The organism is Spirosoma lituiforme, assembly GCF_054776635.1.
This window is the reverse complement of the sequence record NZ_BAAHBO010000006.1, coordinates 328,159-341,320: the sequence shown is the minus strand read 5'-3', so window position 1 is coordinate 341,320 and position 13,162 is coordinate 328,159. Positions and strand designations below refer to the sequence as shown.

Genomic DNA, 13,162 nt, shown 5'->3' with positions numbered 1-13,162 from the left:
AGAAAATGGCCTCACTAAAAGAAGTACGCGCTCGGATTTCGTCTATTAACTCGACTCAGCAGATTACCAAAGCCATGAAAATGGTGGCGGCCGCCAAGTTGCGTCGTGCGCAGGATAATATTACACAGTTACGACCTTACGCTCAGAAACTGAGCCAGATGCTTGGAACGGTTTCCGCCGGAACAGAAACTGCATCAGAAAACCCATACAAGCAGGTTCGCCCTGTTGAGCGCGTTCTGCTGATCGTGGTGACATCCGATCGTGGTTTGTGTGGTGCTTTCAACACGAATGTAGTGAAAGGCGCACTGACGGTCATGGACGAGAAATACCCGGCGCAAGCTCGTTCGGGTAATGTTGAGATCATGGCTATTGGCAAGAAAGGGGCAGAAGCCTTTCAGCGTCGCGGTTTCAAGGTTAATACGTCGCATACCGATGCGTTTGGTTCCCTGAGCTTTGCCACGGTTCGAAAGGCGGCAGAGGAAGCGATGGAAGGGTTTTCGGATGGCCGTTACGATGTCGTTGAAGTTATTTACAACGAGTTCAAAAATGCCGCCATGCAGATTGTACGGACGGAGCAAATGTTGCCGATCGTTTCGGCTGAAACGCCAGGTTCGTCGAAATCGGGTTCACCAGCGGCCTTGATCAACTACATCTTTGAGCCTTCCGAAGAAGAAATCATCAGCGAGTTAATTCCTAAAACGATTAAAATTCAGTTGTACAAAGCCGTTCTGGATTCCAATGCATCGGAGCACGGTGCCCGGATGACAGCGATGGACAAAGCAACGGAAAACGCGGGGGAATTACTGAAGGAGCTGCGACTGGTCTACAACCGGACACGTCAGGCAGCCATCACGACCGAGATTCTCGAAATTGTGGGTGGTGCCGAAGCGCTGGCCAGCGCCTGATAATCACCGCCTTGTTGCCAGAATAAATAAAGCCGCAGTCCTAATGGGCTGCGGCTTTATTTATTCCTGATTAAGTGTCTGTTAAAATTGGTTAAATCGTTGCAAGTGTTTGGTTTATAGTCTTTTATTTGCAACACTGGTTCCCTAAGTGGCGCTGTAAATTCGAACGAATAATGCTTGCTTTCAGTTATTTAAGTAGGATATACGAACCGCTTTTTTTTAACGTTTACTAATCGGTTCAATACCCTCTAACGATTCAAAAAAATGAAAATTAACCGCATAATCACCAGTCTGTTAGTCGCCGGTACGCTGGCGTCCTGCGCTCCGGCCATTACGGTCAAATACGATTACGATCCTAAAGTAAACGTTCGGCAGTTTGCCACCTATCGTATCGAAGCGGATCGCCAACGTAATGCTGACCCCATTGTGGGCAGTAACCTGAACCAGCGCCGAATTGCCGACGCGCTTGATCAATCACTCAAGGCACGTGGTTATAAACCCGTAACGCAGGGTGAAGCTGATCTGGTGGTTCGGTTCTTTATGGATTCGAAAGACAAGCAGCAGATTCAGTCCAATAACATGTACTCGCCCTATTCATGGTGGTACGGTGGCATGGGCAACAATGTGTATTCCCGTCAATACGAGGAAAACAGGGTCGTTGTGAACGTGTCTGATGCGCGCACCAACGACATCGTCTGGCAGGGTTGGGCAACGGGTCAGCTGAACAACCGGAACAAGGAGCGTGATCGTGATCAGGCCTTCCGTGAAACGATTACCAGCATCATGAAGAATTTCCCGGAAAGTGCCGGACAGGATTACGGCGCTGCTCGTTAACCGGATAGATAACTTTGGTAAAACCTGCTACCCAACGGTAGCAGGTTTTTTTATGGCCGCTGCTTTTCGTTACTTTGTGTTTTTTCTTTTTATCCCATGTCTGCTGTAAGCCGAGGAGTTGTATATGCACTCCTAGCGGTAGTTGTTGTACTACTGCTGGGCATAGCGGCTTTACTAAATGTAGCTGCGCAGCGAAACCAACGACTGGAAGATGCCACGATTGATCTTCGGCGAAGCCTTAACCAGAAAGAGGGAACAATAAAAGATCTTCAACTGCGTCTTCAAAACTGCGATACCATTCAGGCAACTGTTCCCGATGATTCGGGCTGGGGGACGACCTCTACGGGTACGGATTCGATACAGACTACCGGATTTGGTAAGTAAGAATCAGGTATCAGAATGCCCCGGCAACCAGTGCTAAAGTGCTGTGTAGGTATAAATCAGTGTTGTTGTGTAGGTACCACCTGGCTTGAGAAAACTGGCTCCGCCTATGGCCCGGTATCGTATAAGATTTATTATAGTCAGAAGCGAACTGGCTAAACCGGAAGATAAGGTTTGATTGGCTGTGCTGAGCAGAATTTCCGGCCGATTACCCAGATTGAGTGACTGAACCCCAATCGCCGAAACGGGAATTGAATATGACTGGTACCGCAGGTCATCCGTTGCCCGCACCTGCAAAGACCAACTCAACCCAAGCGAGATACTTAGTTGCAATGTATTGTGATTGATGGATACGCCGTTCTGGTAATCGCTGACGCTACTCATGCTCATACTTGGATTACTTAGGATGGAAATACCAAGTAACGTCGGTGCTTCTGCAATGGGCGGTACTTCATCAGGTATGTAGGGCTGAGCCAGCAGCCATGATCCGCTCAATAGCCAGCAAAGCATAAGCAGTAGCTTTTTCGGTACATTCATTTCAGCGTGGCTTCCAGTTCAGCCACTTTCAGGGTTTGATTGGGTCCGCTGTCTACAACGGCGACAATGAGGTATTTGCCAGCGGGCAGCGTTGGTGGAACCGAGGCAACAACACTATACGCATCCTTGGGCATTGTATTGACGGGAACGGCTTCGGCCTTGACCTCCTGCATAGTCGCCAGGTTCAGGTATTCCAGCCTTAACTGACTTTCCATCAACGCCCCACCATTGTTCCGAATATGCACCTTTACCTGATACTGCTGGCCTACTTTGGCGATACCCATGTTGGTGATGGCAATGTCAGCTTTCGAACTCTCGTTAGGAACTACGTAGACATGAACGCCGATCTGGGCTTTTATAATAAATTGAGATGCTCCTTTCAGTCGTGCTGTTTCCTGCTCGTTTGACTGCGTCAGGAGAAGCATGCCGTTACGAATTTCGCCGGACTGAACGGACTGATTAGCTACCAGAGTCACTAAAACATCCCGTTGCTCTCCCGGAGCTAATTCAATCGTGCTGGGAATAATCTTAACGAACGAGCAACAGGACGCAGGCAACGAACCTGCTGGATAGTATATTTTTTCGCCTGTTGAATCACGACGCCAATCGGCGCAGGTTGCCTGCAGGACCAGGCGCGTATCCATTGGATTCGTCAGGTGCAGGCGCAGCGTTTGTTCGGCAGTACCTTTTGGAGTAAAATAAAGCCTGGCGGGAGAGACTTGAAAACCAATCTGAGCCTGACAGAGTGAAACACCCGTCAGGCTCAGTAGTAGTAGCAAGACGCTTATTCGCCTGAACGGATAAGAGTGCAATCGTGCCATTCAACTAGTTTAGTGAGCTACAATTGAATAGGTCAGGGTGGCCAGGTAGGCACCACCTTTTACGTAGAAAGCCGGGTTATTAGCGGCTGTCGAATACTTCACATCGTAAATTTTAGCCATCGCTGCGGGAGCATTCGATACCAATACCTGGTCGGCAGCCGATAAATTCATCTGCGATGTATAGCTCGTTGTCAGTGTTGGTGCTGCCTGCACTATTATGTTGTTGATGCCGATACTGCTGCCACTGGCCGTAAGGGCACCTTCTAAATCACCGTTGGAGCGCACCTTGATGTCGTAAGGCCGGTTACTACTGGCTACCAATTGAGCGGGGGCCGTGAACGAAGTACCGCTCGAATAATCAGTGAGGGTTCCAATCGACAAGGGCACGGCTGGTACGGCAACGACCAGAGCCAGTATATCAACCACGGTAACCGTGACGACGGCATTACCACTCGTAAGCTGAGCATGAGCCGGACCAGAACCTAAACCGACAACAGCCATTCCAACGGCCACAGCAAAAGCTTTCGTAAATTTTTTCATTCGTGTTACTGATTTAAAGTAAGTAAAGTTAACAACGGTAATTAATTACGATACAAATATTGAACATTTCTTCATTAATACAATATTTACTGTTAATGGTATTTAGTTAACTAGTTAACATAAAAATATACTATTCGGTTACCAACGCTCATTTATAAATAATTAGCATATGATAATATTTATTTTATGGTAGGTAATCCTCTTTATATCAATAGATTGTGAAGTTTAAGGTCTATGTAGTCAACGCTTGATCAACTAATTTTAAGGTGATATAAGGCCGTAACTTCATTCAATCGATACACTATTGGATAACACGTTTACTTTAATAAAGAGAATTTTGTGTCTGAGTATATACACTATGTTTTCGTCTCAGGCATATAGTCAGGCTGTACAGGTTACATTCCTGAGCGATACGATAGTAACAACGGTAGGCACAACTTTCACGAATCGCCTAACCCTCAATAACAGGAGTGGTCAAAGGCAGGAACTATCGCTTTTGCCGCAATTACCACCGGCTATTCAGCTGCTTTCGACCATTCCCGAAAAGGTATCGCTGCTTCCCGGACAAGCAATGGAACTGCCCGTGAAAGGACTCGTAGACAACCAGGCGAGTTTACCGGTCAATCGTATTGCCGTTCGCATCAGCGGGCCCGTAGGCTTTACCGCGCAGACACATTCCTTTGCTCTTGTTCTCAGCGGGAAAAGACAATCGGCTATCACACTCTATAAATCCGAAGAAACGATTGTTTTATTTTCTCCGACGCAGCAAGCCCGCTTGTCCCTGCGACTCGTCCATAATCGGATCAGACCAGAAAAATTTACTATCGAAGTGGCCTCACTGCCGGAAGGAGTGGATCGAAGTGCCTACCCTCTTTCTCTCCAATTAGCCCCCAGCCAGGATACAACGATGCTGATGCGGATAAATCCGGTGCATCAATGGTCAACGAGTCAACCCTACCAGGTAGTTATAACGGTACGCGATGAGCAAAAATCAATCGTTGGCAACATGGTTTATAAAGTCGCCGTCGCCATCGACAACAAGCGGTATGTAGATGCCAATCCCGATACCAGGGGTGGGTACGGGGCAAGCACGGCTCTAACCAGATTTAGTACAAACCAGTGGGCTCGGGAGGCCCGCATCTGGGGAACCGATTCGCTGGGGAAGGGTCAGATCGATTTCCATATTCACTACCTCAACTACGGTTCAGATCATTTTCAACAACTGCAAAATTCCTACATCACGTACCGCACTGATCGGGCCATGATTCACCTGGGCAGTTCGTACGATTACCATGAGCTACCCCTGTTCGGGCGGGGCCTGAAGGTAAATGTCGGTCAGTCTGATCGCCAATGGACGTTTTGGGCCATTAACGCGAATCCGAACTGGCTGAGCCCGGATGATAATGGCTGGACAGGTAATGTTTTTTCTGTTCGTTACGATCGGCAGCTTCCTTCGTTGCCAGGGGGAAGTTATTCGCTAAGCAGCAGCTACTACACGCAGGCGAATACCATGCGGGCAGGCTATCTCAATTTCGCTTCGTTTCGATACGACCAGTCCGAGCGCCACTCGTTGCAGGTGCTGGGTAGTCAGAGTGTTGAATTTGCCCGGCAAGGTCCCGACCGCGCGCAGAAACCAGGTTGGGCCGGTCAGCTACAGTATGAATACCAAAGCCCAAAATTGACCTGGCAACTGCGTTCGTACGTCAGCAGTCCTGCTTATTCGGGTCTGCAAAAAGGAGCGACTCTGATTTACAGTCAATTATTCTGGCAAGCGTCAGCGGCTACCACATTACTTGCCAGAGTTAATAGCATGGGGTATAACCGGATACAGTTTACATCGGGAGTTGATTATACGCAGCATAAGTTCGGCAATACAACCGCTGAAGTTAACCTGAGCCACCGCATTCAGCAGCTCACTCTGAGCGTACGACCTTATTGGTTAACGCAGCGTGATTTCGATAACCCGATTAGTCAACGGGCAGATGCGTACCGGCTAGCCCCCGCCTTGTCCTATTACCGGCGGTCTCACCAGCGCTTCGAGTTAAGTTACGATGCCGGCATCTTTTATAATCGGACTGCCGCGTCACCTCAGTCGGGATGGCTCAGTCAGCGAATCGTGTCATCCATTAGTCTGGGCGCTTTTCACTTCTGGGGTTATCTGCAAAAAGGCCCGTATTACCTGTTCGATCTCCGGAACAATCAACCCGATCGGATTATGACCGCATCCCTTACCCCGACAATTGATTTCTCGCTATTTGATCGAAAGCTCGTCGGTTCGATAGGGTTGAACTATTTGTATGATGCCTTTAATGAAGAATCGCGTTATGTAGGTGTTGGCCGGGTTCAGTACGATGTATCGCCCGGTTTATCAGTCAATCTTTCCGGCAACGGAACCCCCTATAGCCAACATCCCGAGTTCTCGTATAGCCTGTATCGGCTGGAAGTAGCCAAGCGATTCAACAAACTGGCGTCTAAACATCGGAGTCAGCTACGGCTGAGTTTCTTTGAGGACGCCAATGGGAACGGAAACAAAGAAGCTGGCGAACGATGGATGGATAGTTTAATGGTTACTGTCGACGAAAATACGCTGCTTACCAATACGAAAGGTAGTATCACGTACCGAAACATCCCACCGGGAATTTATACCATTTCGGCCATCAGTGCCAACCGGGTGGGTGATCCTGTTCTGCACCATGAAAAAATAACGATTGCCGGGTCGGTCAATAAGCAAATTCCTTTAGCGCGTACCTTTCGGATAACGGGAAAACTACGTTGCCAGGCCAGTACCTACGATACGCAGCCCTGCCAGTTCGATCGGTTTGTCATTGAGATTCAGCGGGACGAGCAAACTATTTTGTCGGCTAGTGCACTTCCAGACGGTTCATTTTCTGTTCATTTATCACCCGGAAACTACACCATCCGTGTTCGTGATTTTGGTCGCCAACCGCAGGCAACGGTCAAGACGGTGGCATTTACTTTAACTGAATCGGGGCAATATCCCGTTTTCGACTGGACCATTGATGGGTCTACTCGCCCGGTAGAGGTTAAGCGATTCTCCAGCTTATAATCAGCGGTGTTTCGCCGACACGTTGCCCGCTAGTGGTATACTAGGGTTTACCCTAAATTTACAGACAATCGGGTTTTCACTATTCTACCTGTGGTCAGGTTAATCCTAATTTTGCTAAACAAAGTTCTATTTAGTCTTATCGTCCAACTAAATAAATTATCAGTTAAATTTCACAACTGATTTTTAGAAATCTGACAAGAAAGAGTTGGGCGATAAAAAGGGAACGAGGGGGATCAAATAGCTACCATTGGTACGTTCTAGCCTTGATAAACGTCTATGAAACAAAAATTACATGATACGGGTGCTGATTGCCGATGACCATAATGTATTCGTTGAAGGGATCGCGTCGCTTATTTCAGGCTCGCCCGATATTCAGGTAACGGAGCGGTGCTACACGGTTCAATCGGTCACGGATCGGCTAAACCAGGCGGTGGTAGATGTGGTTTTGCTGGACATTTCGTTTCCTCAAATTGAAGATGGCCTCAACCTGTGCGAGTACATCACCCGCAGCTATACGAAAACAAAAGTGGTCGTACTAACCATGCACGATGATGCCAGCCTGATCAAACGAGTCGTTAAGAAAGGAGCAAAGGGGTATTTACTGAAAAATACAACCAAGACGGAGTTATTGCAGGCCATTCAAACGGTCCATCACGAAAAACAGTACTTCAACGAGACCATTACGCATATTCTGCTGAACGATGGCCCCAAGACGAAGAAATCGGCTGTGGGAGCTGGTCTGAAGCCAAATCTGACGCCCCGCGAATCGGAAGTGTTATTGCTGATGGCGCAGGGACTGACAACCCAGCAAATGGCCGCTCAACTTTTCGTTAGTGCCAAAGCAGTCGAATTTCACCGGAGTAGTCTGCTCATGAAATTCAGTGTCCCCAATACGGCGCTGCTCATCAAGACCGCCATGGAAATGCAATACATTGACTAATTTACCTGTACTTGGTGCTATCCTCTATACCAATGATAAGTTTATTCCGGCTTTGTCGGCGTCCTAACCAATGGCTACTGGCCGTTCTCTATCTGGGAGCGTGCGGCTGTATGCAGGCGGGATGGGCCCTGTCCGAATCGCCGGCCGTCAATAACCTTAATAAAGAAATCCGTCAGTTGGAAGTAGCTAAAAAATACGGGCAGGCGGCCAAAGCATACGAAGCGCTGGGCTTGCTTTATCACCAGCAATATGGCTACAACAAGTACACCCTCGATGCTTATTTCAATGGGTTGAAATACTACAACATGGTGGGCGATTCGCTGGGGTATTACACGGAGCACATCGTGATCGGAGATTATTACACGCACGATTATTTCACGCATCCCTACGCTGAAAAGTACCTGAACAAAGCGCGTCAGTATTTCGAACGGACCAATAATATACCCAAAGTCATTGAGAGTCAACTGGCTCTGGCCAACATTGCCCAGAGAAAAGAGCCGGTACCGGCAGGTTTATTGACGGAGCTTCGGCAGGTAGCACAAAGGAGTGAGCGTTACAAACAGCCTCAATCGCAGGCCTATGCGCTGAACTTGCTGGCGAATACCTATTCGCGGAAAAAGCAGCCCGATTCGGCTCAGTACTTTGCCAATCGGAGCCTGATTATGGCGCAGACGCTAAAGATAAACTGGTTGATTGCCCTGAACTACTTCTATCTGGGCATTGTGGAGCAGTTCAAAAACCAATCGAAGGAAGCCATTGCCACCTATCAGAAAAGTTACCAGTTAGCCGAGACCGAAAATAACCTGTCCATGCTGCGCGAACTGTCCAAGCACTCGGCTGATAGTTATTCGCGGATGGGTGATTACAAGAATGCATACGCGGCTTCGCTGAAGGCGCAGGAATTTACCAATCAGTTTTACAATTCAGAGCAAACCAAGAGCATTCGTTTGCAGGAACTGGATAGCCAGATCAAGACGCTGGCCATTGAGAAACAACTGGTTGAGGAACAGAGTCGAAATCAGCATGTATTGAATTCAATGCTGGCCATTGGGTTAATTATTAGTGTATTGGGCGTGGGGGCACTTGTTTTTCTGCGTCGCCAGCAAAAGCTGATCGCTCATCAGGAAACCGTCATTGCCCAGCAGCAGATCCGTCAGCTGGAGCTTAAGTCGCTGCGGGCCATGATCGAAGGGCAGGAGGAGGAACGCAGCCGCATTGCCCGCGATTTGCACGATGGATTGGGCATCCAGTTGTCACGAATCAAGTTGTTTGTCGAAGCGCACCACGAGCAGTTGCCTTTGTCGGTGAAAGAACCTCTGAACCAGTTTTTAGATGAAGCCTGTACCGAAACGCGCTTGATATCCAGTAATTTACGGCCTTATGCGCTCTCTACTTTTGGCCTGATTCCGGCGCTGGAAGACTTGGTCCAGAAGCTTAACCTGGTCAATCAGACGAAATTACACCTGGAGCAATATGGCGAGATGCCCCACCTGAGCGACGAGGCTTCCGTGATGATTTATCGGGTTGTGCAGGAGCTGCTCAACAACGCGCTCAAACACGCGAACGCGCAGACTGTTACGGTGCAGATCATGGCGAGCCCCGAAACAACGCTGATTAGCGTGGATGATGACGGCCAGGGCGGAGACTTTGACAACGCGCCAGCAAAAGGAAACGGCATTGCCAACATCAACTCACGTATAGCCTACCTCGGTGGGCAGGTTATGTGGCAAAGCGAAATCGGAAAAGGAACGTCCGTTATGATTTCGCTCCCGATGAAAAAAGAAACACAAACCATACCCTTAGTCGCGTAGTGTTTGCGGACTCGACAAAAGCCGATCAGGTATGGTGTACGCATTACTATCTACTTTCTCTATATTCTAAGTTTACAATTAATTTCCACTATGATTAAACATATGCTTTCAGGCGCGGTCGTTCTGAGCAGTTGGCTAACTGTCTGTGCCCAGGACCGAGCGATTACCAGAACAGCCCCGGTGAAGAATCAGGCTGTTCTGGCGACTACGAAAGATGCGAAGGCCGGTACCAGCGGTACATCGGATGTGAAAGCCCTGATAAAAGGGGTCGTGTCCGATGAAAAAGGAAATACCCTGCCCGGTGCCACCGTGTCTGTAAAGGGAACGCAACTCGGTACCACAACCGACGTTGACGGAAAGTTTTCGATCAACATGCCGGCCGGGTCCAAAATACTGGTTATTTCCTTTATCGGCATGAAGCCGCAGGAGGTTGAAGTCGGTACGCGGACCTCGCTGAACATCACGCTGCAAACGGGTGATCAATCCCTGGATGAAGTCGTTGTTATCGGGTACGGAACCGCCAAGCGTTCGGACATTACGTCGTCCATCACAACGGTTAAGGCGGCTGATCTGAAGGACATTCCGGCGGCTGGTATTGACCAGCTTTTGCAGGGAAAAGCCGCCGGTGTTACGGTAACCAGCAACGGTGGTCAGCCCGGCGGTGGCGTTTCCGTCAAGGTGCGCGGGGTAACATCTATTAACAGCAATGACCCTTTATTTGTGATTGACGGGGTGCCGTTTGTTGGCGGAAATACCTCATCGAGTACGGGTTATGCCGGTCTGGGTGGTGGCGACGGGCAAACCGGAAACAGCGTAATGGCGATGCTCAACCCGAATGACATTGAAACGATTGATGTCCTGAAAGATGCGTCGGCGCAGGCGATCTATGGGTCGCAGGCTGCCAATGGGGTAATTCTGGTCACAACCAAAAAAGGCAAACAGGGCGAAGGCAAAATCAACTACGAAATGTACACGGGCGTTTCAGAAGTGGCTCGCCGACTGGATTTGATGAATCTCCGGGATTTTGCCCGGTACCAGAACGAAGTATTGCCAATTATTGGAAACCCCGTTGCGGACGAGTTTAAAAATCCGGATCTGTTGGGGCAGGGGACGGACTGGCAGCAGGCTATGTTTCAGCGGGGCAAGATCAACAACCACCAGTTGAGCTTTTCGGGTGGTCGCGACAAAACGACGTATTACCTCTCGCTGAATTACTTCGACAACAAAGGAATTTTGCTGGGATCTGATTTCAAGCGGTACTCGTCGCGTTTTAGCCTTGATACACAGCTGAAAAGCTGGGCGAAAGTGGGTCTTAGTGCCAACGTATCGCGCAGTATTCAAAACGTGTCACTGGCCGATGCGGCTGAAGGAACCATCTGGAACGGTGCATCGACCAGCCCACTGATTCCCGTGAAAAATCTGGATGGCTCGTGGGGTGGCGGACAAACGGTGGGCGGTGTGCAATATAACAACGCTAACCTGGTCGGAAACAGCCAGTTTCGGGGTAATACCAAAACGTCGAACAACATTTTCGGAAGTCTCTACGCTGAGATTCAGATCATGAAAGACCTGACGTTGCGGAATGAACTATCTTATTCGCTGGGGCAGGATAATAACATTGCCTTCCAGAAAGCAGGTAACGTAGGCGGTACATCATTCCGTAGTAAACTGATTGATTCCCGGTCGGACAGCTATTACTATTCGATTACCAACTACCTGAATTACAATAAGTACGTCAAGAAACACGGCCTTCAGCTAACCCTGGGGCATCAGGTGCAAAACTCATACTACCAGGCCATTTCGGGTACGAAAGTAGATTTGCAGGCTAACATTTTTGACCTCAACACGGGTAGTGCCGACCAGACAACCTGGGGCCTGAGCGGTGGGAAGGGCCAGTGGGCAATGGAATCTTATTTTGCCCGCGCCAACTACACCTACGATGATCGTTACTCGCTGTCGGCCAGTTTCCGCGCCGATGGGTCATCGAACTTCGGACCCAACAACCGGTGGGGCAGTTTTCCCGGCGTGTCGGCTGGCTGGACGGTGTCGAACGAGAAGTTCATGAAAGGGAATATTTCCAACGTGTTGAGCTACGCCAAGGTTCGCCTGGGGTACGGGGTAGTCGGTAACCAAAACTTCCCGGGTGGAGCACCTAACCCGGCTTACGTGGGTGCCGTGCAGTTCTTCTCCGGTCCCGTGGGTTTTGGTTCGTCGAACATGATCAACGGTATTCCGAACCCGAATCTGAAATGGGAATCGGTGAAAACAAGCAATGCCGGGGTTGATCTTGGCTTCTTCAACGGCCGGATCGACGCGACCATTGACGTGTACAAGAAAGTAACCTCCGACATGATCATCTTCCTGACCGGGCCTAACCTGATTGGCGTAGGCGACCAGTGGGATGACCTGAAAGCACCGCTAGGGAACGCTGGTCAGATGACAAACACCGGGGTTGATATTGGCCTGACAACGACCAACGTGAAGAAAGGTAACTTTAGCTGGAAGACCAACGTTGTCTTTACCCAATTTACCAACAGCTACGACCGGGCAGCCAGTGCGGCTTCGGCGCTGGACGGTAAAGTGTACTATAACAACTACCTGATCACGCACACCACACCCGGTCGGCCCGTTGGTTCGTTCTGGGGACTGGTTACGGACGGGTTATTCCGTACGCAGGCTGATCTGGACAATAGCCTGCCCCAGTTTGGCTATAAAGTTAACCAGAACGAAACCTGGCTGGGCGATATTCGCTACAAAGACATCAACGGGGATGGCAAAATTGACGCGCAGGATCTGACATTTATCGGTAGCCCACTACCGAAATTCAGCTGGGGGTTCACCAACACGCTGAATTATGGCGACTTCGACTTCTCGCTGTTCCTACAGGGTAGCCAGGGGGCAAAAGCGTATAACTTCCTGCGCTGGCAGTTGGAGGGCCTGAACAATGCCTACACCAACCAGCTCAAGACGGTGAATGACCGGTACACGGAGTCTAACCCGAACGGCGCTTTGCCCCGCTTCACGAATACCAACAAGAACAACACCGCTATGTCGGACCGGTATATTGAAGATGCTTCGTACATGCGTATTCAGAACATTACGCTCGGCTACCGGCTTCCGAAGGCGCTGTTGAGCAAAGCCAAAATAGCGAACCTGCGGGTATACGGGTCGATTCAGAATCTGAAAACCTTCACCAGTTACTCGGGCTACGATCCGGAAATCGGGGCTTTTAACAACAGCATTAAACTGATGAACGTAGACACAGGCCACTATCCGAACCCACGCACGTTTACCGTAGGCGCTAATCTGCAATTCTAAATTAAAGA

Annotated in this window: 10 protein-coding genes; 7 read left to right on the top strand and 3 right to left on the bottom strand. The window is 49.4% G+C overall.

The window, feature by feature from the left end:
* The first annotated feature begins 5 nt into the window (after nt 1–5).
* The 3 genes from atpG (at nt 6) to ACYU87_RS20595 (ending at nt 2,123) form a co-directional block, all read left to right on the top strand.
* Nucleotides 6–905: an ATP synthase F1 subunit gamma gene (gene atpG / locus ACYU87_RS20605; RefSeq protein ID WP_461135987.1), complete on the top strand. Its 900-nt coding sequence runs from the start codon at nt 6–8 to the stop codon at nt 903–905.
* Between the two features lie 264 nt (nt 906–1,169).
* A complete protein-coding gene (locus ACYU87_RS20600) occupies nt 1,170–1,739 on the top strand; it encodes a DUF4136 domain-containing protein (protein ID WP_461135986.1) in 570 nt (189 codons plus the stop codon).
* Nucleotides 1,740–1,835: 96 nt separating this feature from the next.
* Entirely contained in the window at nt 1,836–2,123 is a 288-nt protein-coding gene (locus ACYU87_RS20595) for a hypothetical protein (protein WP_461135985.1), read from the top strand.
* A 33-nt stretch (nt 2,124–2,156) separates the two neighbouring features.
* On the opposite strand, the gene ACYU87_RS20590 is transcribed toward ACYU87_RS20595, so the two are convergent.
* Genes ACYU87_RS20590 through ACYU87_RS20580 form a run of 3 tightly spaced genes read right to left on the bottom strand, consistent with a single transcriptional unit; the run spans nt 2,157 to nt 4,018 of the window.
* Nucleotides 2,157–2,657, bottom strand: coding sequence for a hypothetical protein (locus tag ACYU87_RS20590; protein WP_461135984.1), 501 nt, complete (start codon nt 2,655–2,657; stop codon nt 2,157–2,159).
* Entirely contained in the window at nt 2,654–3,478 is an 825-nt protein-coding gene (locus tag ACYU87_RS20585; protein WP_461135983.1) for a COG1470 family protein, read from the bottom strand. Before ACYU87_RS20585 ends, ACYU87_RS20590 begins: the two co-directional genes overlap by 4 nt.
* Nucleotides 3,479–3,487: 9 nt before the next feature.
* On the bottom strand, nt 3,488–4,018 hold the full coding sequence (locus tag ACYU87_RS20580; protein WP_461135982.1) for a hypothetical protein: 531 nt from the start codon (nt 4,016–4,018) through the stop codon (nt 3,488–3,490).
* Between the two features lie 358 nt (nt 4,019–4,376).
* On the opposite strand from ACYU87_RS20580, the gene ACYU87_RS20575 reads away from it, so the two are divergent.
* From ACYU87_RS20575 to ACYU87_RS20560, 4 genes are all read left to right on the top strand, one after another.
* Nucleotides 4,377–7,085, top strand: coding sequence for a COG1470 family protein (locus ACYU87_RS20575; protein WP_461135981.1), 2,709 nt, complete (start codon nt 4,377–4,379; stop codon nt 7,083–7,085).
* Nucleotides 7,086–7,377: 292 nt separating this feature from the next.
* Nucleotides 7,378–8,025 (top strand): response regulator, encoded by a 648-nt coding sequence (locus ACYU87_RS20570; RefSeq protein ID WP_461135980.1) that lies wholly within the window; start codon nt 7,378–7,380, stop codon nt 8,023–8,025.
* 32 nt (nt 8,026–8,057) lie between these two features.
* Entirely contained in the window at nt 8,058–9,836 is a 1,779-nt protein-coding gene (locus ACYU87_RS20565) for a tetratricopeptide repeat-containing sensor histidine kinase (protein WP_461135979.1), read from the top strand.
* Nucleotides 9,837–9,926: 90 nt separating this feature from the next.
* A complete protein-coding gene (locus tag ACYU87_RS20560; protein WP_461135978.1) occupies nt 9,927–13,154 on the top strand; it encodes a SusC/RagA family TonB-linked outer membrane protein in 3,228 nt (1,075 codons plus the stop codon).
* The last annotated feature ends 8 nt before the right edge of the window (nt 13,155–13,162 follow it).